This window comes from Methylobacterium sp. Leaf113 (assembly GCF_001423325.1).
Classification (GTDB): domain Bacteria; phylum Pseudomonadota; class Alphaproteobacteria; order Rhizobiales; family Beijerinckiaceae; genus Methylobacterium.
Map to the genome: position 1 here is coordinate 291,558 of NZ_LMNJ01000001.1, position 24,638 is coordinate 316,195.

The window sequence follows — 24,638 nt, forward strand, 5'->3', positions numbered from 1 at the left end:
CGTAGGATTCTCGCGATCGACGGCGTATCCGTCGCCATCATGTCCGAAACGCCGATGACCAACCACCTGTTCGACCTCGTCCGCCGAAACCTGCCGGCCGATCCCGCCGCCAAGCTCTTCCTGGAGACCGGGGAGGGCGCGCGCTATTCCTATGCCGACCTCATCGTGCGCTCGGGGGCCTACGCGGCGGCGCTGGCGGCGGCGGGCGTGAAGCCCGGGGACCGGGTGGCGGTGCAGGCTGAGAAGAGCCCGGAATTCCTGTTCCTGTATCTCGGCGCCGTCCGCGCCGGGGCGGTGTTCCTGCCCCTGAACACGGCCTACACCCCCACCGAGATCGCCTATTTCCTGGGGGATGCCGAGCCGGCCTTGTTCGTCTGCGATCCGGCCCGGCGCGAGGCCCTGGAGCCGGTGGCGCGTGGCGCTGGCGTGCCGGTGCTGCACACCCTCGACGCGAAGGGGCATGGCACCCTGGCCGAGGCCGCCGATGCCGAGACAGAGGCCTTCACCGACGTCGCCCGCGGGCCGGAGGATCTGGCCGCCATCCTGTACACTTCGGGCACCACCGGGCGCTCGAAGGGCGCCATGCTGAGCCACGAGAACCTCGCCTCGAACGCCCGCACCCTCGGGGAAGCTTGGCGCTTCACCGCGGACGACGTGCTGCTCCACGCCCTGCCGGTGTTCCACACCCATGGCCTGTTCGTGGCCACCAACACCGTGCTGGCCACCGGCGGTACGATGCTGTTCCTCGGCCGCTTCGACCCGGCCCGGGTGCTCGCCCTGCTGCCGCGCGCCACCGCCATGATGGGGGTGCCGACCTTCTACACCCGCCTGCTCAAGGAGCCGGGCCTGACCCCGGAGGCGACCGCCGGCATCCGCCTATTCGTCTCCGGCTCCGCGCCGCTGCTGGCCGAGACGCACCGGGACTGGGAGGCCCGCACCGGCCACGCCATCCTCGAGCGCTACGGCATGACCGAGACCAACATGAACACCTCGAACCCCTATGCGGGTGCGCGGGTGGCGGGCACGGTCGGGCCGGCCCTGCCGGGGGTCGCCGTGCGGGTGGTCGACCCGGAGACCGGTGCGGTCCTCGACGTCGACGCGGTCGGGATGATCGAGGTGAAGGGCCCGAACGTCTTCCGGGGCTACTGGCGCATGCCGGAGAAGACGGCGGCCGAGTTCAAGGCCGACGGCTTCTTCGTCACCGGCGATCTCGGCAAGATCGACCCCGACGGCTACGTCCACATCGTCGGGCGCGGCAAGGATCTCATCATCACGGGCGGCTACAACGTCTACCCGAAGGAGATCGAGAACGAGATCGACGCCCTTCCGGGCGTGGTCGAATCCGCGGTGATCGGCCTGCCGCACGCCGATTTCGGCGAGGGCGTCACGGCCGTGGTGGTGGGCCGCGAGGGCGTGCCCGACGAATCCGCGATCCTGCGCACCCTCGAAGGGCGGCTCGCCCGCTACAAGTGTCCCAAGCGCGTGCTCTTCGTCGACGAACTGCCCCGCAACACCATGGGCAAGGTCCAGAAGAACCTGCTGCGCGAGGCCCATGCGGGCCTCTACGACGCCGGTCCCGCCTGAGAGCAGGGGCAGAGACGCAGGAACGGCAAAGCCGCCGGGCATCGCGTGCGATGGCCCGGCGGTTCTGGAGAGTGCCGTTCGGCCCGGGCGGGTCGCGCGGCGTCCGGCTGCTTACGCGGCGCGGACGGTGCCGAGGAAGCGCTGCACCTCGGCGTTGAGGTGCTCCGACTGGCGGGACAGTTCACCCGCAGCCCCCAGCACCTGACTGGCGGCTGCGCCGGTCTCGTCCGCCGCCTGGGCGACGGATGTGATGGTGCTCGTCACTTCGGTGGTCCCCACCGAGGCCTGGGCCACGTTGCGGACGATCTCCTGCGTCGCCGCGCTCTGCTGCTCCACCGCCGCCGCGATCGCCGTGGCCACCGTGTTGATGTCGCGGATGCGGGTGGTGATCGAGCCGATCGCCGAGACGGCCTGTCCCGTGGCCCCCTGGATATGACCGATCTGGCTTCCGATTTCCTCGGTGGCCCGGGCGGTCTGGTTGGCAAGCTCCTTCACCTCGGCCGCCACCACGGCGAAGCCGCGGCCGGCCTCGCCGGCACGGGCCGCCTCGATGGTGGCGTTGAGTGCCAGCAGGTTGGTCTGGCCGGCGATGGTCGAGATCAGGCTGACCACGTCGCCGATCCGAGACACGGCGGTGCTCAGTTCCTGGACCAGGACCGAGGTGGTGTCGGCCTCGGTCACGGCGGATTGGGCCATCTGGGAGGAGTTCGCGACCTGGCGGCCGATCTCCTGCACCGAGTTGCCGAGTTCCTCGGCTGCCGCCGCCACGGTGCTGACGTTGACGGAGGCTTCCTCGGCCGCCGCCGCCACGGTGGTGGATTGCGACGCGGTCGCGCTGGCGGTGGCGGTCATGGTCTGGGCCGTCGTCTGCAGTTCGGTGGACGAGGCGGAGACCATGCCGATGATGCCGCCCACGGCTCCTTCGAAGCTGTCGGCGAGTTCGATCATCGCCGTGCGGCGAGCGGCGATGGCGGCCTCGTCGGCGATGCGGCGGACCTCCGCCTCCTCGGCCGTCTTGCGGGCGACCATGGCCTTGATCCCGTCCACGGCCTTGCCGACCGCGCCGATTTCGTCGCCGCGCCGGGCTTCCGGGATGTCGGCGTCGATCTCGCCCTGGGCCATGCGGTTCAGGATCGCGACCAGGCGGCCCAGCGGCCGGGTGATCCCGAGCACCACGATGCTGCCGCACAGGACGGCGGCGAGGACGAGCCCGACGGCGGTGATGGTGATCAGGCGTGCGATCGTGTCGGACGTTTCCGCGTCGAGGCTGTCCTTTCCGGCTTTCATCTCCTCCGTGATGCGCTTGGCACGCTGGTCCAGCAACTTGTTCAGGCTGGCCCGCGCGGGTTGCGCATCGTCCCGGAGAACCTGGATTGCGGCCGCCGCCTCATTCCGGAGCCCGTGCTGGAGCACGCGGTTCAGGACCGCGAAATAGGCTTCCGTCAATCCGCGCAGGTCCTGGGCGATCTTGCGGCGTTCCGGTGTATCGGCCAGGTCGATCAGCCTGTCGGTCACTTCCAGCGCCGCCGTTGTCGCCGACACGTACTGGACCTTGTATTTCGCCATTTGCTCTTCGCCCGTCTCCAGAATCATGTTCCGGCTCTGAAGCGCGGCCTCGGTAATGCGCAACTGGGCATTGAGATAGGCCTCCTGGCGGGCGTTGAGGACTTCGATCACATGCCTCGATTGTTCCGCGATGTTGTTCATCGACCCGCGGGCGTAGAAGACGAGCCCAAGGGTGAGGGCGCCCAGGGCGAGCAGGGGAAGGGCGATCTTGGCCAGGACGCTGGCTTGATTGACGAGTCTCACGCACGCGGCTCCTTATGTGGGGAAGCCGTCAAACATGAAAGCTTCTGCGATGCGGGACGATATAGATCAGCGATGAAGATCGGATTAATCATTGAATCTTATTTGAAAAATATGTAATAAAAATCGAATCAAAGGAACTATGCAGAAATCAAATACTGATTTCGGATTTTCTATATCAATATGTCCTCGCCTCTGAAGAACGTTCGCGCGTAATCCCAACGGTCTGGAAGTGAAATGGCCCGTAGGGAGAGAAGGCGGAGGATGGTACAACCTTCGGTGGATTTCTGGTGTGTCAATTGGTCTTGGCCGGAACGGGCGCGGGAGACGATGAGCTTCGGGTGCGGCGCGTCCGCGCGATCGGGCGCAGAGCGCAAGCTCCCGCAAAGGCGGCCGGATTCGGAACGGTCAAGCCTGCGTCACGTTGAGCCCGGGCGCCCGGAACACGGGGCGCCGAGACTCCCGGGCGCCTACGCGCCGTCCATCTTCGTTCCGGTTCTGCCATGCCATCTTCTCTCCGCCGCAGTCCCGCACCCGATGGCGAGCCGGCGAGCCCCGTTCTGTGGACGCTGCTGCTCGGCACCGCGCTGATCGCGCTCGCTGCCGCACCGAAGCGACCGGCCCGGACCGGCCCGGTTGGCGCGCCGGATCATCCGTCCCAGGAGTCTCCGTCGAACGACCAGATATCCAAAAATTCTCCCTCCAAGGATCAAGGCGCGCGCTCGCATTCCGGGGCCGCCGCCGAGCACATCGCCGCCACAGAGGTGGCGCGGGGGCGGGCCGCGCAGTCGCCCGCCGACATCACCGCGTCGGGCTGGAAGGACATCCTCACCCGGGTCTATCTCGAATTCATGGCCGACCGGGTCCTCTCGGTCGCGGCGGGCGTGACCTTCTACTCGCTGCTCTCGCTGTTCCCCGCCGTCGCCGCGCTGGTGTCCTGCTACGGCCTCGTCGCCGATGTGGGCTCGATCAACGGGCACCTCGCCAGCATGCAGGGGGTGCTGCCCTCCGGGGCCATCGAGATCATCGGCGATCAGGTCAAGCGCATCGCCGCCAAGGGCAGCGGCTCCCTCGGGCTGACCTTCTTCACCAGCCTGCTGCTCTCGCTCTGGAGCGCCAACGCCGCCATGAAGGCGATGTTCGATGCCCTGAACATCGTCTACGAGGAGGAGGAGAAGCGCTCGTTCATCATGCTGAACCTGCGCTCGCTCACCTTCACCATCGGTGCGCTGATCTTCACCATCCTGGCCCTCACCGGCATCGTGGTGCTGCCGGTGGTGTTCACCTTCGTGGGCCTCAGCGACACCGCCTGGCTCATCGCCCTGCTGCGCTGGCCCGCCCTCCTCGTCGTCGTCCTCGGCGGCCTGTCGCTGCTCTACCGGTACGGTCCGAGCCGCGAGCGCCCGCGCTGGCGCTGGGTCGGGGTCGGCGGCGCCGTGGCGGGCCTGCTCTGGCTCGCCGCCTCGATCCTGTTTTCCTGGTACGTCTCCAGCTTCGGCAATTACAACGAGACCTACGGCTCGCTCGGCGCCGCCATCGGCTTCATGACCTGGATCTGGATCTCCAGCACGATCGTGCTGCTGGGCGGCGAGATCAACGCCGAGATGGAGCACCAGACCGCGCGCGACACCACCACCGGACCGGAGCGGCCGATGGGCGCACGCCGGGCCCGCATGGCCGACACCCTGGGGGCGGTGGCCTAACGGGGCGGCGACGTGTCGGGACGACCTTGCCGGGACGACCTTGCCGGGCTGGCCTCCCCGGGATGGTGTCCGGCGCCTACATAAGGGGCACGTCCCGACACCCGCACAGGAGCCGTCGCCCCATGTCCGCATCCCCCACCGACGACATCGAATCCCTCGGCGAGGCCGAATGGCGCGCCCGCCTGAGCCCGGAACAGTACCGGGTGCTGCGTGAGCACGGCACCGAGCGGGCCGGCACCAGCTGCCTCAACGCCGAGAAGCGCCCGGGCGTGTTCCACTGTGCCGGCTGTGACGCACCGCTCTTCGTCACCGGCACCAAGTTCGAATCCGGCACCGGCTGGCCGAGCTTCTTCGATCCGATCGACGGGGCGGTGGAGACCACGGTCGACCGCAGCCACTGGATGACCCGGACCGAGGTGCATTGCGCCCGCTGCAAGGGCCATCTCGGCCACGTCTTCGACGACGGCCCGCCGCCCACCGGCCTGCGCTACTGCATGAACGGGCTGTCCCTTCGCTTCGAACCGGAGGCCTGACCGGCCCGGTCCCGCCCGGTTCCCGTCGATGTTCGACGAGAACCGGATGGGGATGAAGCCCGCCGGAATGCCACGATGGTCTTGATTTCGCCGTCGTTTTGCTTAGTCCGGAACGGAGAATTCTTGCCAGATCGGTCCCGGCGACACCGGGAATGATCGCATATCCTATCTTATGTCATGGTTCGACGTGGCGGGTCGTCCGGCCCGATGCGGCGAGCCGCCTGAAGCCGGTCGATCGGCCTCGCATCGCTGGAGGTCGGCGGCCCTGACGTCAGCGCCGGTCCGGTGTCCCGCCCGGGGCCGGCCGACTCCGCGGAGAATGTCGATGAGCCTCGTACGCCGGTTTCTCGTGGCCCCCGCCCTGGTGCGCCTCATCCGCAAGGAACGCGGCGGTTCGCGGATCTCCGAGGGCTACTTCGCCCCGCAGGCCGGGCGCGTCTCCTACGTCCGGGTCGACGGACAGACCTGCCACCTCGTCCTCGTCACCTCGGCGCCGGACGGCAGCTCCAGCGAGGAGCGCACCGACGTGCCGCGCGCCCACGGCGACGCGCTGATGGACGTGTGCTCGGGCAAGGCCGCTTACGACCGCACCGCGCTCGCCCTCGGGGGCGGCCGCGAAGCGCTGGTCGACCGCTACGTCGCCCCGGGTGAATTCGACCTCGTGACCGTGGCCTTCGACGGGCCGGACGAGGCCCAGGGCTTCGCGGTGCCGGCCTGGTTCGGCCCCGAGGTGAGCGGCGACCCGAGCTACGACCGCCACGCCGTCGCGCTCCAGGGCGTGCCGCAACCCGGCGAGATCGGCCTGTCCAACGCCGCCCTCGATGCGATCCTGGATCTCGTCGAGCCGCGCTTCGGTTTCGGGCGCTACGGCGCGCCGAAGGCGAACGAGGGCGACGGCATGATGAAGGCCCTGCGGCGCGTGGCCGGCGGTGGTGCGGTCGCGGCCCCCGCCGCGGCCGAAGCCGCTCCGCCGGTGCCCCGGGTCGAGGAGCCCGCTCCCGTCGAGACGCACGCGATGGCCGAGCCCGAACCCGAACCCCACGCCGATGTCGCTCCGGCCGAGGGTCAGCCCGATTCCGCCTCGCAGATCGATTCTCGCATCGACGACGTGATCGAGAGCCTGTCCCAGGCCCTCGGCAACCCGCAGGTTCCGTCGAAGGGCGGTTCGCGCGGCGAGGAGGACATCGCCGCCGAGTTCGAGCGCTGGACCGTCCGCCCCCGGCGCACCCAGCAGACCTGAACCGGCGCGCCGGCCTCCCGACGAAACGCCGTTCCGACGCAGCGCCGCCCGATCGACAGCCACCCGCCTCCCTCACCGGGGGCGGGTTTCGCGTGGGTGCGCGGACGGGGGAGACTGAGGGCAGGCCGGCGGCGGAGCGAGGCAGGCGTCCCACAGGTGCCCGCGAAGTCCGTGTGACGGCTCGCGAATTGTCATCCGACGCCCGGCCCCGCGATTGAGCGGCGCGAATAAACTGGCTAGCGTCGGGATTAACAATCAATGGGTTGCGCGGCGCGCAGCGGGAGGGATCATGGCCCAGGTGACGACACACGGAGCGGCGGCAGCCAGCGCGCCCCGCACCCACAAGGAGCCCTGGTACAAGGTTCTCTACATCCAGGTGCTGATCGCCATCGCGCTCGGCATCCTTCTCGGCTGGCTCAATCCGGAATGGGGCAAGTCGGTCAAGTGGCTGGGCGACGCCTTCATCGCGCTGATCAAGATGATGATCGCGCCGATCATCTTCTGTACCATCGTGCACGGCATCGCCTCGATCGGTGACCTGAAGAAGGTCGGCCGCGTCGGCCTGAAGGCGCTGGTCTACTTCGAGGTGGTCTCCACCGTCGCGCTCCTCATCGGCATCCTGGTCGGCGAGGTGGTCAAGCCCGGCGCGGGCTTCAATGCCGACGTGACCAAGCTCGATGCCGGGGCGGTCGAGAAATACGCCAAACTGGCGGCCAACGATTCGGTGACCAGCCACATCATGGCGCTGATCCCGAAGAGCTTCTTCGACGCCTTCGCCACCGGCGACCTGCTCCAGGTTCTGCTGATCTCGATCCTCACCGGCGTCGTCGTCACCGGCATGGGCCAGCGCGGCGAGGCCATCACCCACGCCATCGACACGGCCGGGCAGATCTTCTTCCGCATCATCGGCCTCGTGGTGAAGCTGGCGCCCATCGGCGCCTTCGGCGCCATGGCCTTCACCATCGGCCAGTACGGCATCGGCAAGGTGATCGATCTCGCCTGGCTCGTCGGCACCTTCTACGTCACCGCCTTCCTGTTCGTGGTGGTGGTGCTCGGCGGCATCGCCCGCGTCGCCGGCTTCTCGATCTTCAAGTTCCTCGCCTACATCAAGGACGAGCTGCTCATCGTGCTCGGCACCTCGTCCTCCGAGACGGTCCTGCCCCACATGATGACGAAGATGCGCCGCCTCGGCGCCTCCGACTCGGTGGTCGGCCTCGTGATCCCGACGGGCTACTCGTTCAACCTCGACGGCACCAACATCTACATGACGCTGGCGACGCTGTTCCTGGCCCAGGCCGTGGGCGCGGACCTGTCCTTCGCCCAGTACGCCACCATCATCCTGGTCGCGATGCTGACCTCGAAGGGGGCGTCCGGCGTCACCGGGGCGGGCTTCATCACCCTGGCGGCGACCCTGAGCGCCATTCCCAACAACCCGGTCCCGGTGGCGGCCATGACCCTGATCCTCGGCGTCGATAAGTTCATGTCGGAGTGCCGGGCCATCACCAACCTGATCGGGAACGGCGTCGCCACCGTGGTGGTCAGCCGCTGGGAGGGCGAGCTGGATCAGGTCAAGCTGCGCCAGGTCATGGAGCACCCGGTCTCGATCGGCACCGACATTTCGGACCATGCGCCGAACATGGATGTCGACGGTGCGGCGCCGATCCCGGCTCCGGCCCGCTGACGGGGCCGGTTCTGTCCGGCCGCGCTTCGTCCGACCCATCACGGCCGGCGCGCCTGCGCATCGGCATCGATCTCGGCGGCACCAAGATCGCCGGGATCGCCCTCGATGAACGGGGCGCAACCCGGGCCGAGCAGCGGGTCGCGACGCCCCGGGACGATTACGCGGGGACGCTCGGTGCCATCGCCGACCTCGTGGCGTCGCTGGAGCGCGCGGCGGGATGCGCGGGCACGGTGGGCATCGGCATGCCGGGGGCGGTCTCGCCCCGCACCGGCCTCGTCAAGAACGCCAATTCGGTCTGGCTGAACGGTCAGCCGTTCGCCGGAGATCTCGAGCGCGTCCTGCGCCGGCCCGTCCGCGTCGAGAACGACGCCAATTGCCTCGCGGTGTCCGAGGCCGTCGATGGGGCGGGGGCCGGGCTCGGCACCGTGTGGGCCCTGATCCTCGGCACCGGCGTCGGCTCCGGAATCGCGATCGCGGGCCGTGCCCTGTCCGGGCGCGGCCGCATCGCCGGGGAGTGGGGCCACAACCCGCTGCCGGCGCCGCGCGACGACGAGCGCCCCGGCCCCGCCTGCTATTGCGGCCGCTACGGCTGTCTCGAAACCTGGGTGTCCGGCCCGGGCCTGGCCGCCGACCATGCCCGCCGCACAGGAACGCCGATCGGCGGCGAGGCGGTGATCGCCGCCCTGCGCGCCGGCGATCCGGCGGCGGACGCGACGATCGCCCGCTACCTCGACCGGCTCGGGCGCGGCATCGCCCAGGGCATCAACCTGATCGACCCCGACATCGTCGTCATCGGCGGCGGTCTCTCACGGGTGCCCGAAATCCTTGCCGGCTTGCCCGAACGGGTCGCGCCGCATGTCTTCTCCGATGCCTTCGACACCCCCATCGTCGCCAGCCGGCACGGCGATGCCTCCGGGGTTCGGGGCGCCGCGTGGCTGTGGAACGACGGACCCGCCGGCCTGCCGGGGGCCTGAGCGGCGATCCCGATATCACGATGGCCCGGAGGCGCTTGTCACGGCGCCCGGTTTCACATAAAGATATCTTTATGTCTAACTCGGGATCTCAAGACGGACCTGTCCTGCCCTTCGGCGATGCGCTGGCCATTCTGCGTGCCGCCGCCGAGGAGACGCGCCTGCGCATCCTGGCCCTGCTGGCCGCCGGCGAATTGTCGGTCTCGGACCTCACCGACATTCTGGGCCAGTCGCAGCCGCGGATCTCGCGCCACCTGAAACTGCTGGTCGAGGCCGGGCTGGTCGATCGGCACCGCGAGGGGGCCTGGGCCTTCTTTCGCCTGGTGGAAGAGCGCGCCGGCCTCGTCGAGCCGCTGATCGCGGGCCTCGATGCGGCACATCCGCCCCTGTCCGAGGATTTCGCCCGTCTCGAGGCGGTGCGGGCGCAGCGCGCCGAGACGGCCCAGGCGTTCTTCGCCCGGCTGGCGCCGAAATGGGATCGCCTGCGCTCGCTGCACGTGCCGGAAGCCACCGTCGAGGCCGCCGTCCTCGACGCGCTGGGCGATCGTCCGATCGGCCACCTCATCGATCTCGGCACCGGCACCGGCCGGATGCTCGGCCTGCTGGCCGGCCGCGCCGCCCGGGCCGTCGGCCTCGATTCCAACCACGCCATGCTGTCGGTGGCGCGGGCCAACCTGGAGCGCATGGGCCTGTCGCGGGTCGATCTGCGCCAGGGCGACATCCACGCGCCGCCCTTCGGGCGCGGCGGCTTCGATCTCGTGCTGGTGCATCAGGTGCTACACTATCTCGACGATCCGGCCCGCGCCCTGCGCGAGGCCGCGCGCCTCGTCGCCCCGGGCGGCCGCCTCCTGGTGGTGGACTTCGCCCCCCACGATCTCGAATTCCTGCGCGAGGCCCAGGCCCATCGCCGCCTCGGCTTCGCGCCCGAGCAGGTGACGGGCTGGCTCAACGATGCCGGCCTGCCCACCGTGACCACCCGCGATCTCGCCCCCACCGGCGAGGTCGAGGACCAGTTGACCGTGACGCTGTGGCTCGCCACCAACGCCGCCGAGATGGCCGCGGCGCCACCCCGTCCCGCTCCGGAAAAAATCCTTCAGGAACGGGCCGTCGCCTGAGGGCGTCCCCCGCAGATCCCGATCCTGCTCTCGTTTCGCAGACCGTCTGAACCGACCGACATAGAGGACGAACCCGATGCCTTCCGCCTCCCACCATCGCGCCAGCCGCGACGGCTACCGTCCGATCCGCGTCTCCATCGAGTTCTTCCCGCCGAAGACCGAGGAGATGGAGAAGATCCTGTGGTCCTCGATCGAGCGCCTCGCGCCGCTCCAGCCGAAATTCGTCTCGGTGACCTACGGCGCCGGCGGCTCGACCCGCGAGCGCACGCACAACACCGTCGCCCGGATGGTCAAGGAGACCGGCCTTCAGCCGGCCGCCCACCTGACCTGCGTCGACGCCACCCGCGAGGAGATCGACGCGGTCGTGCAATCCTACTGGGATGCCGGCGTGCGCCACATCGTGGCCCTGCGCGGCGATCCGCAGGACGGCGTCGGCACCGCCTACCGGCCGCATCCGGGCGGCTATGCCCAGACCGCCGACCTCGTGGCCGGCATCAAGCGCATCGGCGACTTTAAGGTCTCGGTCTCGGCCTACCCCGAGAAGCACCCGGAGGCGTCCTCGCTCGATGCCGACATCGATGCCCTGAAGGCCAAGGTCGATGCCGGCGCCGATCAGGCGATCACGCAGTTCTTCTTCGAGAACGACATCTATCTGCGCTACGTCGACAAGGTGCGGGCCGCCGGCATCGATATCCCGATCATCCCCGGCATCCTGCCGGTGCAGAACTTCAAGCAGGCTGCGAACTTCGCCCGCCGCACCGGCGCCTCGGTGCCGTACTGGCTCGCGGCCCGGTTCGAGGGCCTGGACAACGACGTCGAGACCCGGCGCCTCGTGGCGGCGGCGGTGGCGGCCGAGCAGGTGCTCGATCTCGTCGACCACGGCGTCAACGACTTCCACTTCTACTCGATGAACCGCTCCGACCTCGTCTACGCCATCTGCCACGTGCTCGGCCTGCGGTCCCAGGCGCCGAAGACGGTGGCGAAGGCCGCCTGATCATCCCTTGTCCCGGGCGCGCCGATCGGCACGCCCGAGACTCAAGAGTCGCCGACTCCATCGAAGTTCACTGTCCGGACCCGTCGCGGTTCCGGATTCCGGGTTCCACGAACCCGGATTGACGCGTGAGAAGCCCATGACCGACCTGCGCCCCGTTGACGGAAAAGAGATCGAAGCGGCCCTGCGTCAGCGGGCGGCGGAAAAAATCCTCGTCCTCGACGGGGCGATGGGCACGGTGATCCAGCGCCTCGGCTACGGCGAAGCGGATTTTCGCGGCACGCGCTTTCCCGATCACGGCCACGACCAGAAGGGCAACAACGACCTTCTGATCCTGACCCAGCCCGACGCGATCCGGCAGATCCACCTCGACTACTTCCTGGCCGGCGCCGACGTCTGCGAGACCAACACCTTCTCGGGCACCACCATCGCCCAGGCCGATTACGGCATGGAATCGATCGTCCATGAGCTGAACGCCGAGGGCGCGCGCCTCGCCCGCGAGGCCGCCAAGCTCGCCGAAGAGCAGGACGGTCGCCGCCGCTTCGTGGCCGGCGCCATCGGCCCGACCAACCGCACCCTGTCGATCTCGCCGGACGTCAACAATCCGGGCTACCGGGCCGTGACCTTCGATGGGGTCAAGCAGGCCTATATCGAGCAGGTCCGCGGCCTGATGGATGGCGGCGCCGAGCTGATCCTGATCGAGACCATCTTCGACACCCTCAACGCCAAGGCGGCCGTGGCGGCGGCCTGGGCGGTGTTCGAGGAGCGGGACATGGTCCTGCCGATCATGATCTCGGGGACCATCACCGACCTGTCCGGCCGGACGCTCTCGGGTCAGACGCCGGAGGCGTTCTGGAATGCCCTGCGCCATGCCAGCCCGCTCACCATCGGGCTGAACTGCGCGCTCGGCGCCAAGGAAATGCGCGGCCACATCTCGGAACTGTCGCGCATCGCCGACACCCTGGTCTGCGCCTATCCGAATGCGGGCCTGCCCAATGAGTTCGGCCTCTACGACGAGAGCCCCGAGGCCATGGGCAAGCTGGTGGGCGAGTTCGCCACCGCCGGCCTCGTCAACATGGTCGGCGGCTGCTGCGGCACCACCCCGGATCACATCCGCGCCATCGCGCAGGCCGTGGAGGGCGTGAAGCCCCGTGCCATCCCCGAGGTGCCCCGCCTGATGCGCCTGTCGGGCCTGGAGCCGTTCACCCTGACGAAGGAGATCCCCTTCGTGAACGTCGGGGAGCGCACCAACGTCACCGGCTCGGCCAAGTTCAGGAAGCTGATCACCGCCGGCGATTACGCGGCGTCCCTCGACGTCGCCCGCGATCAGGTGGCGGCGGGCGCCAGCATCATCGACATCAACATGGACGAGGGCCTGCTCGATTCCGAGAAGGCGATGGTCGAGTTCCTCAACCTCGTCGCCGCCGAGCCCGACATCGCCCGCGTGCCGGTGATGATCGATTCCTCGAAGTTCCACGTCATCGAGGCCGGGCTCAAGTGCGTCCAGGGCAAGGCGATCGTGAACTCGATCTCCATGAAGGAGGGCGTCGAGAAGTTCATCAGCGACGCCAAGGTGTGCCGCTCCTACGGCGCCGCCGTGGTGGTGATGGCGTTCGACGAGCAGGGTCAGGCCGACAGCTACGAGCGCAAGGTCGAGATCTGCACCAAGGCCTACAAGGTCCTCACCGAGCAGATCGGCTTTCCGCCGGAAGACATCATCTTCGATCCGAACGTGTTCGCCGTCGCCACCGGCATCGAGGAGCATAACGGCTACGGCGTCGCCTTCATCGAGGCGACCAAGACCATCCGCGAGACCCTGGCCCACGCCCACATCTCGGGCGGCATCTCGAATCTCAGCTTCGCCTTCCGGGGCAACGAGCCGGTGCGCGAGGCCATGCACGCGGTGTTCCTGTATCACGCGATCCAGGTCGGCATGGACATGGGCATCGTGAATGCCGGCCAGCTCGCGATCTACGCCGAGCTTCCGGCCGAACTGCGCGAGCTCTGCGAGGACGTCGTCCTCAACCGTCGCGACGATTCCACCGACCGCCTGCTGGAGGCGGCCGAGCGCTTCAAGTCCGGCGGCGGCGTCCAGGCCAAGACCGCCGACCTGTCCTGGCGCGAGGCGCCGGTGCAGAAGCGCCTGGAGCACGCCCTGGTCAACGGCATCACCGAGTTCGTCGTCGCCGATACGGAGGAAGCCCGCCTCGGCGTCGAACGTCCGCTCCACGTCATCGAAGGGCCGCTGATGGCCGGCATGAACGTGGTCGGCGACCTGTTCGGCTCAGGCAAGATGTTCCTGCCGCAGGTGGTGAAGTCCGCCCGCGTGATGAAGCAGGCCGTGGCTTACCTCGAGCCGTTCATGGAGGCGGAGAAGCTCGCCAACGGCGGTGACGGCAAGCGCCAGGCCGCCGGCAAGATCCTGATGGCGACCGTGAAGGGCGACGTCCACGACATCGGCAAGAACATCGTCGGCGTCGTGCTGGCCTGCAACAACTACGAGATCATCGACCTCGGCGTGATGGTGCCGGCGGCCAAGATCCTCGACGTCGCGCGCAAGGAGAACGTCGACATTGTCGGCTTGTCCGGCCTCATCACCCCGTCGCTGGACGAGATGGTCCACGTCGCGGCCGAGATGGAGCGCGAAGGCTTCGACGTGCCGCTCCTCATCGGCGGCGCCACCACCAGCCGCGTCCACACGGCCGTGAAGATCCACCCCTCGTACAACCGGGGCCAAACGGTCTACGTCACCGATGCGAGCCGCGCCGTCGGCGTGGTCTCCAGCCTGCTCTCCAAGGAGACGCGGGACACCACCATCGCCAACATCCGGGCCGAGTACCGAAAGGTCTCGGACGCGCATGCGCGCTCCGAACTCGACAAGCAGCGCCTACCGCTGGCCAAGGCTCGGGCCAACCCGTTCCGGATCGACTGGTCGGGCTACCAGCCCCGGAAGCCCAGCTTCACCGGTACACGGGTCTACTCCTCCTACGAGGTCGCCGACCTCGTGCCCTACATCGACTGGACGCCGTTCCTGCAGACCTACGAGTTCAAGGGCCGCTATCCGGCGATCTTCGAGGACCCCAATCAGGGTCCGGCCGCCAAGGCGCTGTTCGACGACGCGCAGGAGATGCTGGCCCAGATCGTGTCCGAGCGCTGGTTCAACCCGAAGGCGGTCATCGGCTTCTGGCCGGCGAACGCGGTCGGCGACGACATCACCCTGTTCACCGGCGAGAGCCGGTCGGAGAAACTCGCGACCTTCTTCGGCCTGCGCCAGCAGCTGAGCAAGCGTGACGGGCGTGCGAACACCTGCCTGTCCGACTTCGTCGCGCCTGCCGAGACCGGCATCGCCGATTACGTCGGCGGCTTCGTGGTCACGGCCGGCCTGGAGGAGGTGCGTATCGCCGAGCGCTTCGAGCGGGCCAACGACGATTACCGCTCGATCCTGGTCAAGGCCCTGGCCGACCGCATCGCCGAGGCCCTGGCCGAGCGCATGCACGAGCGCGTGCGTCGCGAATTCTGGGGCTATGCCGCCGACGAGACGTATGCGCCGGAAGACCTCGTGCGCGAGGAATATGCCGGTATCCGTCCCGCCCCCGGTTATCCCTCGCAGCCCGATCACACCGAGAAGGTCACGCTGTTCGACCTGCTCAAGGCCGAGTCGCGCATCGGCGTGAAGCTCACCGAGTCCTACGCCATGTGGCCGGGCTCCTCGGTGTCGGGCCTCTACATCGCCCACCCGGACTCGCATTACTTCGGCGTCGCCAAGGTCGAGCGCGACCAGGTCGAGGATTATGCCGTGCGCAAGGGCATGGATGTGCGCGAGGTCGAGCGCTGGCTCGGCCCGATCCTCAACTACGATCCGGCCCGCTACCTCGCGGCCGCCGCGGAGTAGGGCGCCCGATCCCGTCCCGGAATCCGGGGCGGGATCGAATCACACCGGGATGTGGCCGGGCGAGGCTTGACCGTGGGCCCGCCTGCGCTTCAATGCCGGTCCGGCTCAACCATGGCCCGAGACCAGCGAAGGGCGCCTGAATCGTGTACCGGCTCACCGGCTCCCTCGTCGCCACCGTCGCGCTCGGGCTCATCGCCTCGGGTTGCACCGGCTTCGCCTATATCTCGAAGACCTATGTCAGCCTGACGCCCCAGGTCGTGACCATCGGCTGCAAGGACCCCTACGAGGTCTACGACCAGCGCCGGGTCCGCAAGATGCTGATCGTGTCCAACAGCCTGCGCGAGACCACCGGTTGCGGCATCGACGATGCGTTCGTCGGCGGCGATCCGGGCCTGACCCGGGTCAAGCGCTTCCGCGAGGCGGCCCGGACCTACCTCAACGAGACGGCGCGCGAAGATTGCCGGATCAGCGGCGAGACCGTGTTCACCGACCTGCAGACCGAGTTCAGCTACACCTGCGCGGCGCCGATCGAGGCCCGCGACGCCAAGGTGCCGCGGCTGCCGGGCCGCAGCAACCGCGTCGGTCTCTAACCTTCGGCCGATCCGGGAGCGCGCGGAAACGTCCGCTCCATCGCGTCGCCGGAGGCTGCGAGCAGCGCGCGGGCCAGGGTGCGGGCCTCCTCCCGGTCGAGGGCCAGGATCGCCGTGACGGGCCGTCCGTCGAGGTCGGGCAGGCCGATCTCGATCCGCACCCCGTCCGGCGTGGCCGCCACCGCCACGCTCCAGTCCCGTTCCGTACTCATCGGGTTCACGCGCCTCTTCCCCGCCGTCGACTCTCCCGGTCGGCGGCGCTCCTGCATGACCGATCCCGCGGCGCGAGGCCAGGGGCGCGGTTAAGAGCATCCGGGCGGGAGAGATCGGGCGGCCTCGATTGACGCCGTGCCGCCCCCTGGTGTTTGTGCGCCCCGACGCGGCCCGAAGACCGGGCCCGAGCATCATTCGTTGGAGGAAGACCCCATGTCCGAGATCTGGTTCCGTACCGGGGAGGCCACCGTGCTCGCGGCGGAAGGGCAGTACACCGACGCGATGCCCGAGGTCCTGATCGGCTCCACCCGCGGCCCGGCCGGCCAGGCCTTCGCCGGCATGATGGGCCAGGTCCAGGGCCACACCCGGATGTTCGTGGTGCGCGACCTCAACCAGCTCGTGCGCCCGGCCACCATGATGACCACCAAGGCGACGATCCACACGGCCGCCTATGTCGAGCTTCTCGGCGGCGTGGTCCAGGCCGCCACCGGCGACGCGATCATCGACTGCGTGATCGAGGGCGTGCTGCCGAAGGACGGCCTCGACGACCTCTGCATGATCATCATGATCTGGCTCGACCCGCGCTGCGCCGACGACGCCAACCTCGACCAGAAGGACCTCTACCGCACCAATTACGAGGCGACGAAGCTCGCCATCGGCCGCGCCATGCGGGGTGAGCCCACCATCGACGAGCTCATCGCCAACCGGAAGACGGTGAAGCACTACGCCCTGGAAGACGTGATCGAGTACTGATCTGCGCTGGGATTGACGACGGGGTGCGGGTCTCGGCTGATCCGCGCCTCCCGAGGGGGGATCACCCCGGCGGAATCCGTCCCACCGAGCACAGGGTCCGGATCGAGCCGCTGGTGTCGGTGTAGCAGCTCGCCGACCATCCGTTCTGCTGGATGAAGGATTTGCGCCGCTCCTTGAGGGCGGTGGCATGCGCCGTGGCGATGGACGCCTGGACCGCGCCGGCGCTCTCGCCGATCACGATCTCGGCCGCCAGGGCGAGGTCGGCGAAATAGGCCGCCGAGGGCGTCGGTTCGGCCGAGGCCGCCTGCACGATGGGCTCGGCCCGGCAGGTCAGGTCGAGCTTGAGTCCGCCGGGAACGCGGATGTCGATGCTGGGGCCGGTCCGCCGGCCGACCTTGCCGCCCATGGCGCCGGCAATGCGGCCGGCGAGGCCGTCGCAATCGTCGGCCCGCGCGGGGCCGGAACCGCCAAGACCCACGACGAGCCAGAACGCGCTGAGGAGCAGGGGGACGCTGGGCGGTCGCATGGCTGGGCTCCGGCTGTCCGGGACGGCGTGAGGGGCGTTCAGGCCGCGAAAGCGAGGCGGACCACGGTGCCGCCCGCATTGCTGTAATCGAGCTGCCCGCCGAGCTGCCCGGCGAGGCCCTGCGCGATGCGGAAGCCGAGACTGCGGCTGGTCTCCGGGTCGAAGTTCACCGGCATGCCGCGCCCGTCATCCGCGATGGTCAGCTGCAGGCGCTCGGGATCGAGCCGTTCGATCTGGATCGTGATGGTGCCGCGCCGCCCGTCCGGGAAGGCGTGCTTCAGGGCGTTGGTCACCAACTCGACCACGAGCAACGACAGGGTGGTGAGCTGGGACAGGTCGAGCCGCACCGGGGGCATGTCCACCAGGCAGACGATGTTCTGTGCCCCCGTGGCATCGAGGAGGTCGGCGCAGAGTTCCTTGAGGTACTGGCCGACCGGGCCCTCGATGCTGCTCGGATCGTAGAGGCGGCGGTGGATGCGCGAGATCGTCTCGAGCCGCACCCGAGCCTCGTCGAGGGCGGTCAGCGCCGCCTTCGGGTCGTCGCCGACCTTGCGCTTCTGCAGCGTCAGAAGGGCCGCCACGAACTGCATGTTGTTGGCGACCCGGTGCTGCAGCTCCTGGAACATGGTGCGCTGCTGCTCGTAGAGCCCCGCCGTCACCGCCTGCTCGGTGCGCAGCCGCTCGCCCGCCCGGTGCATGATGTGGATCAGCGCGATGTCGACCGTGACGATGAAGGCGTAGAAGGTCAGGGCCAGGGCGCTCGGCCCGTCGAGGATGAAGCCGGTGTCCGGCGGGATGAAGAAGTACCAGGCGGCCAGACCGCTCAGGATCGCGCAGGTGATGCCGGGCCGCAGGCCGAAGAAGAAGGTCGTCAGGATGACGGCCGGGAAGAAGGTCAGGTAGGGAAAGCCCGGCGGCAGCACGTCGTCGAGGGCGAAGCGCAGGGCCAGGGCCAGGGCCGAGGCAGCCAGTGCGGCGCCCTCGCCGAGCCAGACGCGCGCGCGCAGGCGCTCGGTCGCGTGGACGGCCTGCCAGCCTTTCCACCATGAGACCGGACTCTTTAAGGTGCGGGTCGAAAACTGGGGCAGCGTCGTCGTCTCTTTGGAATCGCACCAGATTTACTGGGGCCGGCGTCGGCTGACCAGCGGGCCGGGGCGACAGTCGTGATTTAACCTCAATGGAAATCGCGACTGCGGTAAATTCGTCGATCTTCGGGCGCCCCGAAATCCGTGGTCTCGGGCGGCAGGCGCAGGCCGCCCGCCCGCAGGTCGCGCAACGCCGGCGAGAGATCGCGGAAGCGCTCGGCCAGCAGGTGGACCACGAGGCCCTGGCGCTGCACCCGGCCCCGCACCGCGAGGAAGCGCCCCCCCATGGCGACGGCGCGGTTGGCCTCGAACACGTCGCGCCAGACGATGACGTTGGCGATGCCGGTCTCGTCCTCCAGGGTCAGGAACACCGTGCCGCGCGCCGTGCCCGGCCGCTGCCGGGTGAGCACGAGCCCCGCCACCGTGACCCGGGCGTTGTGGGCCACGCGGGTGGCGTCGTGGTGGTCGCGGGCCGGGATCGCGCCGATGCGGGCCAGGCGCTCCCGGAAGAACGCCACCGGGTGGCCCTTCAGCGACAGGCCGGTGGCGGCGTAATCCTCGGCCACGTGCTCGGAGGCCTCCAGGGCGGGCAGGGCCACGGCGGGCTCGGCCCGGAACAGCCCGTCATCGGCGTGGAAGGCGAAGAGCGGCATCGGCGTGTCGAGGAGGTGCGCCCGCCGGTCCCCGCCCGCCCGCAGGGCGGCCTTGCGGGCCGAGGTGCCCTCCAGGGTCCGCACCGCCCAGAGGGCGGCCCGCCGGTCGAGGTCGAGAGAGCGGAACGCATCCGCCTCCGCCAGCCGCTCCAGGGCGTTGCGGGGCAGCGCCAGGGCCGCCTGCAGGCCCTCGATGCTGGCGTAGCCATTGCCCCGCAGGGCGACGAGGCGGTGCATGGCGGCCTGCGGCACCCCGCTCACCTGGCGCAGGCCGAGGCGCACGGCGAAGCGCCGCTCGACACCGGGGGGCGGCGGCTCCGAGGCGGGCTCCAGGGTGCAGTCCCAGTCGCTGGCATTGACGTCGATGCCGCGCACCTCGACCCCGTGGGCGCGGGCGTCGCGCACCAGCTGCGCCGGCTGGTAGAAGCCCATCGGCTGGGAGTTCAGGATCGCCGCCAGGAAGACGTCCGGGTGCCGGCACTTCATCCAGGCCGAGGCGTAGACCAGCAGGGCGAAGCTCGCCGCGTGGCTCTCCGGGAAGCCGTAGGTGGAAAACCCCTCGATCTGCTTGAAGCAGCGCTCGGTGAAGTCGCGCGGATAGCCGCGGGCCACCATGCCCTCGACGAACTTGGTGCGGAAGTTCACGATCTGGCCGTTGTGCCGAAAGGTCGCCATGGCCCGGCGCAGGCCGTCGGCCTCGTGCGGCTCGAATCCGGCGGCCGTGATGGCGATCTGCATGGCGTGCTCCTGGAACAGGGGCACCCCGTAGGTCCGCCGGAGCACGCTCTCGAGTTCGTTGGCCGGCCCATGGTCGGGATGGGGCGAGGGGTACTCCACCGGCTCGATCCCCTGGCGCCGGCGCAGGTAGGGATGGACCATGTCGCCCTGGATCGGACCCGGCCGCACGATCGCGACCTGGACCACCAGATCGTAGAATTCCCGCGGCTTCAGACGCGGCAGCATCGACATCTGCGCCCGGCTCTCGACCTGGAACACGCCGACCGAATCGGCCCGGGCCAGCATCGCGTAGGTGGCGGGGTCCTCGCGCGGCAGGTCGGCCAGCGTCGGGTAGTCGTGGCCGTACGCGCGCGCCAGGAAATCCACGCCCCGGCGCAGGCAGCTCAGCATGCCCAGGGCCAGCACATCGACCTTCATCAGGCCGAGGACGTCGATGTCGTCCTTGTCCCACTCGATGAAGGTGCGGTCCGCCATGGCGCCGTTGCCCACCGGCACGGTCTCGTCCAGGCGCCCGCGCGTCAGCACGAAGCCGCCCACGTGCTGCGACAGGTGGCGCGGGAAGCCGATCAGCGCATGGGCGAGTTCCAGCGCCTGCCGGATCCGCGGATTGTCCGGGTCGAGCCCGGCCTGCCGGATATGCGCGTCCGGCAGATCCTTGCCCCAGGAGCCCCAGACCGTGTCGGCCATCACGCCGGTGATGTCGGGGGGCAGGCCGAGGACCTTGCCGACCTCCCGGATGGCGCTGCGCGGGCGGTAATGGATCACCGTGGCGCAGATCGCGGCCCGGTCGCGGCCGTAGCGGTCGTAGAGGTACTGGATCACCTCCTCACGGCGCTCGTGCTCGAAATCCACGTCGATGTCGGGGGGCTCGGCCCGGTTTTCCGAGATGAAGCGGGCGAACAGCAGCCGGATCTCGGTGGGGTCGACCGCCGTGATGCCCAGGCAGTAGCAGACCACGGAATTGGCCGCCGAGCCGCGCCCCTGGCACAGGATGCCGCGCTTGCGCGCGAATTCGACGATGTCGAACAGGGTGAGGAAGTAGCGCGCGTAGTTCATCTTGTGGATCAGGCGCAGCTCGTCTTCGATCGTGTTCGTGATTTGTTCTGGAATGCCATCGGGATAGCGCCATTGGGCGCGCTTCATCACCTGATCTCTGAGGTAGGCCTGAGCGGTGAAGCCCGGCGGCACCGGCTCGTCGGGATATTCATAGGTCAGTTCGTCCAGGGAGAAGTCGCAGGTCTCGGCGATCTCGATCGTGCGGGCCAGGGCCTCGGGATGGTCGGCGAACAGGCGGGCCATCGCATCGGCGGGCCTCAGGTGCCTCTCGGCATTGGCCTCCAGGCGGTAGCCCGCCGCGTTCAGGGTGCAGCCCTCGCGAATGCAGGACACGACATCCTGCAGGGGGCGTCGGTCCGGGTGGTGGTAGAGCGCGTCCGAGACCGCCACCAGGGGCGCGCCGAGGCGGTCTCCCCAGACGGCGAGTTGCCCGAGGCGGCGGCGCTCGTCGCCGCGCCGGCGGTGGCTGCCCGCCAGGGTAACCCGGCCGGGCGCCTGGTCCGCCAGCACCGCCAGCCGCTCCAGGAACGGATGCGTGTCGTCGAGGTCCTTGCCCACGAGGTTCCTCCCTGCAAGATCCTCCGGGGGAATCGCGATCAGCATCTGCCCCGCGCTGGCCTCCAGAAGCTCCGGAAAGCCGAACCGGCACTGGCCCTTCTCCGAGCGGCGGTTGCCCAGGGTCAGGAGCCGGCACAGGCGGCCATAGGCGGCCCGGTCCATTGGGTAGGCGACGACCTCGAAGCCGTCCTCGGTCACCAGCCGCACGCCCGGCAGGAAGCGGATGCCGGGTTCGCCGGCGGCCCGGCGCCGCTTCGCCTCGGCATGGCCCCGCACGATCCCCGCCAGGGTGTTGCGGTCGGCGATGCCGATGGCGTGCAGCCCGAGTTCGGCGGCCTGCCCCACCATCTCGCCGGGGGACGAAGCTCCGCGCAGGAACGAGAAGTTCGTGGTCACCGCGAGTTCGGCGTAGGCCGGCAGCCCGGATGTCGGCCCGTTGGACGTCGGCGGCTTGGACGTCGGCGGCCCGGATGTCGGCCCCATCTCGCTCGCTCCCCCCGCGTCGCCGAACCCGTCTCAAGCTTGAGAACGAATCGTGATCATATTCGATCCCGGGGGTGCCGGTTTCGGGCGCCGGAGTCAAAGCCCCGCCGCCCCCTGGCCAAGCGTTCCGCCGTGGCGTAGCCCCATCCTCCCCAGACAGGATGTCCCATGCTGACCTGCGCGATCCTCGACGACTACCAGGGCGTCGGCCCGACGATGGCGGATTGGTCGGGGCTGCTGGACCGCGTCAAACTCCGCGACCTCGACGCGACCTTCGAAATACGGGACGCGTTGGTCGATGCGATCCAGGACTGCGAGATCGTGGTGCTGATGCGCGAGCGCACGCCTTTTCCGGCCGACCTGTTCGCCCGGCTGCCGCGCCTGAAGCTCCTCGTCACCAGCGGTATGCGAAACGCCGCGATCGATCTCGCCGCCGCCCGCGCCCACGGCGTCACGGTCTGCGGCACCGCCAGTCACCCCGAACCGCCGGTGGAACTGACCTGGGCGCTGATCCTCGGCCTCGCCCGCCACCTCGTACCCGAGGTGCAGGCGCTGCGGAGCGGCGGACCGTGGCAGAGCAGCGTCGGCCGTGATCTCGCGGGTCGCCGCCTCGGCCTCCTGGGACTCGGCAAGACCGGCGCCCGCGTCGCCCGGATCGGCCAGGCCTTCGGCATGCGGGTCAGCGCCTGGAGCCAGAACCTCACGGCCGACCGGGCCGCAACCGAGGGCGTCGCCCTGGCGCCCTCCCTGGAGGCGCTGCTGGAGGACAGCGACGTGGTCTCGATCCACCTCGTCCTCGGCGACCGCACCCGCGGCCTCGTCGACGCCGCGGCCTTGAGCCGGATGCGGCCTGACGCCTACCTCATCAACACGTCCCGGGCCGCGATCGTGGACGAGGCCGCGCTGATCGCCGCGTTGCGCGAGAACCGCATCGCCGGCGCCGGCCTCGACGTCTTCGAGACCGAGCCGCTGCCGCCGGATTCTCTCTGGCGTCGCCTGCCCCACGTCCTGGCGACGCCGCATCTCGGCTACGTCACAGAGCGCAACTATCGCACCTACTTCCCTGAAATCGTTGAGGATATTTCGGCTTATCTCGACGGTGCGCCGATCCGCGTCCTCGCGTGAACGGTCTCGGGTTCAGGCCCGCCCCTCGACGAAGGCCCGCACCAGCAGGTGGGCGATCGCCAGCGGGGGCGGCGCAGTCAGTCCCTCGGGATGGCGGCCGTCCAGCATGGCGGTGACGTCGGCCCGCGAGAACCAGCGCGCGTCGGCGAGTTCCTCCGGGTCGATTGTGATGATGTCGTCGAGGCTTTCGGCAACGCAGCCGATCATCAGCGAGGACGGGAAGGGCCAGGGCTGCGAGGCGTGGTAGCGTACGGCCCCGATGGTCAGGCCGACCTCCTCGAACGTCTCCCGCCGTACGGCATCCTCCACAGTCTCGCCGGGCTCCAGGAAACCGGCAAGGCAGGAATACATGCCCTCGTTGAAGCGCGGCGAGCGTCCGAGCAGGCAGGCATCGCCCCGGGTGATCAGCATGATTACCACGGGATCGGTGCGGGGGAAGTGGTGCGTGCCGCAGGCCGCGCATTCGCGGCGGTAGCCGCCGGCCGCGAGGGTCGTCGGGGTTCCGCAATTCGCGCAGAAGCCGTGGCGCGCATGCCAGCCGAGCAGGGACTTCGCCGTAGCGAGGAGCCCGAGTTCATGGGGGGCGATCCGGCCTTCGCCCGCGAGGCTGCGCAAGTCGTTGGTGCGGAACTCCGGATCGGCCTCAAGGCCCTCGGCCACCTCCGCCGGCACGGCGGTGGCGAAGACCGGGTGCCCATCGAGGCGGCCGAGGAACAGCGTCAGGCTGCGCGTGCCCAGACGGGTCGCCGTGTCCGGCGCCAAAAGCGCCGTCTCGCCCGCGAGCACGACGCGGTCCCCGGCCAGCACGACGATGCACGCACCGGGTGCGTCGAGGTCGGGAATCACCGCCGCGCTCTCGGCGGAGTGGCGAACGAGGCGGCTGTGGACGTAGCCGAGCTGGGCCAGCGGGTCGCTCATCGCTTCAGGCCGCCGCGAACAGGGCGCCGATGCGGTCGATCATCTGAGCGCGGGCATGATGGGGGTAGGGGGTCGCGGTGCCGATGCCCCAGATGGGTTTCGGCCAGGCCGGATCGGAGTGGAAGCGCCCGATCACGTGGACATGGAGCTGTGCCACCACGTTGCCGAGGGCGGCGACATTCACCTTGTCGGGCTTGGCCAGGGCCAGCATCACCCCGGTGGCGATCCGCATCTCGTCCATCAGGCTGCGGGCCTCCTCGGGCGCGAGATCCGTGATCTCGCTGGCGCCGACCCGGCGCGGCACCAGGATCAACCAGGGAAAGCGGGCATCATCCATGAGGAGGACGCTGCAGAGGGCGAGGTCGCCCACATGCACGGTGTCGGCAGCAAGCTGCGGGTCGAGGGCGAAGTCGGTATCCATGCC

General features: G+C 69.3%; 19 protein-coding genes. 12 read left to right on the forward strand and 7 right to left on the reverse strand.

What is annotated here, in order from left to right; genetic code table 11:
• Window positions 1–54: 54 nt before the first annotated feature.
• Window positions 55–1,584 carry a malonate--CoA ligase gene (locus ASF60_RS01365; protein WP_244476927.1) on the forward strand — a complete coding sequence of 510 codons (1,530 nt, stop codon included), beginning with the start codon at window positions 55–57 and terminating at the stop codon, window positions 1,582–1,584.
• A 111-nt stretch (window positions 1,585–1,695) separates the two neighbouring features.
• Here the strand turns inward: ASF60_RS01365 and ASF60_RS01370 are convergent, their stop codons facing one another.
• The gene (locus ASF60_RS01370; RefSeq protein WP_056179100.1) at window positions 1,696–3,393 is read right to left on the reverse strand and encodes a methyl-accepting chemotaxis protein; all 1,698 of its coding nucleotides are present in this window, start codon (window positions 3,391–3,393) and stop codon (window positions 1,696–1,698) included.
• A gap of 500 nt (window positions 3,394–3,893) precedes the next feature.
• Between ASF60_RS01370 and ASF60_RS01375 the strand changes: the two genes are divergently transcribed.
• From ASF60_RS01375 to ASF60_RS01415, 9 genes are all read left to right on the forward strand, one after another.
• Window positions 3,894–5,093, forward strand: coding sequence for a YihY/virulence factor BrkB family protein (locus ASF60_RS01375; protein WP_056179103.1), 1,200 nt, complete (start codon window positions 3,894–3,896; stop codon window positions 5,091–5,093).
• 122 nt (window positions 5,094–5,215) lie between these two features.
• Window positions 5,216–5,626 (forward strand): peptide-methionine (R)-S-oxide reductase MsrB, encoded by a 411-nt coding sequence (gene msrB, locus ASF60_RS01380; protein WP_056179105.1) that lies wholly within the window; start codon window positions 5,216–5,218, stop codon window positions 5,624–5,626.
• A 325-nt stretch (window positions 5,627–5,951) separates the two neighbouring features.
• A complete protein-coding gene (locus ASF60_RS01385; RefSeq protein WP_056179108.1) occupies window positions 5,952–6,866 on the forward strand; it encodes a hypothetical protein in 915 nt (304 codons plus the stop codon).
• A gap of 289 nt (window positions 6,867–7,155) precedes the next feature.
• Window positions 7,156–8,547, forward strand: a complete 1,392-nt coding sequence (locus ASF60_RS01390) for a dicarboxylate/amino acid:cation symporter (RefSeq protein WP_056179110.1) — start codon at window positions 7,156–7,158, stop codon at window positions 8,545–8,547.
• 53 nt (window positions 8,548–8,600) lie between these two features.
• Window positions 8,601–9,521 (forward strand): ROK family protein, encoded by a 921-nt coding sequence (locus ASF60_RS01395; RefSeq protein ID WP_056180015.1) that lies wholly within the window; start codon window positions 8,601–8,603, stop codon window positions 9,519–9,521.
• 71 nt (window positions 9,522–9,592) lie between these two features.
• Window positions 9,593–10,633, forward strand: coding sequence for an ArsR/SmtB family transcription factor (locus ASF60_RS01400; RefSeq protein ID WP_056179113.1), 1,041 nt, complete (start codon window positions 9,593–9,595; stop codon window positions 10,631–10,633).
• 76 nt (window positions 10,634–10,709) lie between these two features.
• A complete protein-coding gene (gene metF, locus ASF60_RS01405) occupies window positions 10,710–11,627 on the forward strand; it encodes a methylenetetrahydrofolate reductase [NAD(P)H] (RefSeq protein ID WP_056179117.1) in 918 nt (305 codons plus the stop codon).
• 136 nt (window positions 11,628–11,763) lie between these two features.
• On the forward strand, window positions 11,764–15,516 hold the full coding sequence (gene metH, locus ASF60_RS01410) for a methionine synthase (RefSeq protein WP_056179119.1): 3,753 nt from the start codon (window positions 11,764–11,766) through the stop codon (window positions 15,514–15,516).
• A gap of 143 nt (window positions 15,517–15,659) precedes the next feature.
• Window positions 15,660–16,106, forward strand: a complete 447-nt coding sequence (locus ASF60_RS01415; RefSeq protein ID WP_056179122.1) for a hypothetical protein — start codon at window positions 15,660–15,662, stop codon at window positions 16,104–16,106.
• On the opposite strand, the gene ASF60_RS01420 is transcribed toward ASF60_RS01415, so the two are convergent.
• A complete protein-coding gene (locus tag ASF60_RS01420; protein ID WP_082507677.1) occupies window positions 16,103–16,318 on the reverse strand; it encodes a hypothetical protein in 216 nt (71 codons plus the stop codon). The two genes, ASF60_RS01415 and ASF60_RS01420, sit on opposite strands and share 4 nt — an antisense overlap.
• Window positions 16,319–16,532: 214 nt before the next feature.
• Between ASF60_RS01420 and fae the strand changes: the two genes are divergently transcribed.
• Window positions 16,533–17,072, forward strand: a complete 540-nt coding sequence (gene fae / locus ASF60_RS01425) for a formaldehyde-activating enzyme (protein ID WP_056179128.1) — start codon at window positions 16,533–16,535, stop codon at window positions 17,070–17,072.
• 61 nt (window positions 17,073–17,133) lie between these two features.
• Here the strand turns inward: fae and ASF60_RS01430 are convergent, their stop codons facing one another.
• From ASF60_RS01430 to ASF60_RS01440, 3 genes are all read right to left on the reverse strand, one after another.
• Entirely contained in the window at window positions 17,134–17,598 is a 465-nt protein-coding gene (locus ASF60_RS01430; protein WP_056179131.1) for a hypothetical protein, read from the reverse strand.
• 38 nt (window positions 17,599–17,636) lie between these two features.
• Window positions 17,637–18,605, reverse strand: a complete 969-nt coding sequence (locus tag ASF60_RS01435) for a sensor histidine kinase (RefSeq protein WP_156633739.1) — start codon at window positions 18,603–18,605, stop codon at window positions 17,637–17,639.
• Window positions 18,606–18,772: 167 nt separating this feature from the next.
• Entirely contained in the window at window positions 18,773–22,171 is a 3,399-nt protein-coding gene (locus tag ASF60_RS01440) for an error-prone DNA polymerase (protein WP_082507678.1), read from the reverse strand.
• 168 nt (window positions 22,172–22,339) lie between these two features.
• Between ASF60_RS01440 and ASF60_RS01445 the strand changes: the two genes are divergently transcribed.
• Window positions 22,340–23,296 (forward strand): D-2-hydroxyacid dehydrogenase family protein, encoded by a 957-nt coding sequence (locus ASF60_RS01445; RefSeq protein ID WP_056179137.1) that lies wholly within the window; start codon window positions 22,340–22,342, stop codon window positions 23,294–23,296.
• 12 nt (window positions 23,297–23,308) lie between these two features.
• Here ASF60_RS01445 and nudC read toward each other — a convergent pair whose 3' ends face one another.
• Window positions 23,309–24,214: an NAD(+) diphosphatase gene (nudC, locus tag ASF60_RS01450; RefSeq protein WP_056179140.1), complete on the reverse strand. Its 906-nt coding sequence runs from the start codon at window positions 24,212–24,214 to the stop codon at window positions 23,309–23,311.
• Between the two features lie 4 nt (window positions 24,215–24,218).
• Window positions 24,219–24,635: an HIT domain-containing protein gene (locus ASF60_RS01455; protein ID WP_056179144.1), complete on the reverse strand. Its 417-nt coding sequence runs from the start codon at window positions 24,633–24,635 to the stop codon at window positions 24,219–24,221.
• Between the last annotated feature and the right edge of the window lie 3 nt (window positions 24,636–24,638).

Excerpts from the sequence above, each read along its gene's own strand:
- ASF60_RS01365 (WP_244476927.1), top strand. The coding sequence starts at position 55 with ATGACCAACCACCTGTTCGACCTCGTCCGCCGAAACCTGCCGGCCGAT.
- ASF60_RS01375 (WP_056179103.1), top strand. The coding sequence starts at position 3,894 with ATGCCATCTTCTCTCCGCCGCAGTCCCGCACCCGATGGCGAGCCGGCG.
- msrB (WP_056179105.1), top strand. The coding sequence starts at position 5,216 with ATGTCCGCATCCCCCACCGACGACATCGAATCCCTCGGCGAGGCCGAA.
- ASF60_RS01385 (WP_056179108.1), top strand. The coding sequence starts at position 5,952 with ATGAGCCTCGTACGCCGGTTTCTCGTGGCCCCCGCCCTGGTGCGCCTC.
- ASF60_RS01390 (WP_056179110.1), top strand. The coding sequence starts at position 7,156 with ATGGCCCAGGTGACGACACACGGAGCGGCGGCAGCCAGCGCGCCCCGC.
- ASF60_RS01400 (WP_056179113.1), top strand. The coding sequence starts at position 9,593 with ATGTCTAACTCGGGATCTCAAGACGGACCTGTCCTGCCCTTCGGCGAT.
- metF (WP_056179117.1), top strand. The coding sequence starts at position 10,710 with ATGCCTTCCGCCTCCCACCATCGCGCCAGCCGCGACGGCTACCGTCCG.
- metH (WP_056179119.1), top strand. The coding sequence starts at position 11,764 with ATGACCGACCTGCGCCCCGTTGACGGAAAAGAGATCGAAGCGGCCCTG.
- ASF60_RS01420 (WP_082507677.1), bottom strand. The coding sequence starts at position 16,318 with ATGAGTACGGAACGGGACTGGAGCGTGGCGGTGGCGGCCACGCCGGAC.
- fae (WP_056179128.1), top strand. The coding sequence starts at position 16,533 with ATGTCCGAGATCTGGTTCCGTACCGGGGAGGCCACCGTGCTCGCGGCG.
- ASF60_RS01430 (WP_056179131.1), bottom strand. The coding sequence starts at position 17,598 with ATGCGACCGCCCAGCGTCCCCCTGCTCCTCAGCGCGTTCTGGCTCGTC.
- ASF60_RS01440 (WP_082507678.1), bottom strand. The coding sequence starts at position 22,171 with ATGGGGCCGACATCCGGGCCGCCGACGTCCAAGCCGCCGACGTCCAAC.
- ASF60_RS01445 (WP_056179137.1), top strand. The coding sequence starts at position 22,340 with ATGCTGACCTGCGCGATCCTCGACGACTACCAGGGCGTCGGCCCGACG.
- nudC (WP_056179140.1), bottom strand. The coding sequence starts at position 24,214 with ATGAGCGACCCGCTGGCCCAGCTCGGCTACGTCCACAGCCGCCTCGTT.
- ASF60_RS01455 (WP_056179144.1), bottom strand. The coding sequence starts at position 24,635 with ATGGATACCGACTTCGCCCTCGACCCGCAGCTTGCTGCCGACACCGTG.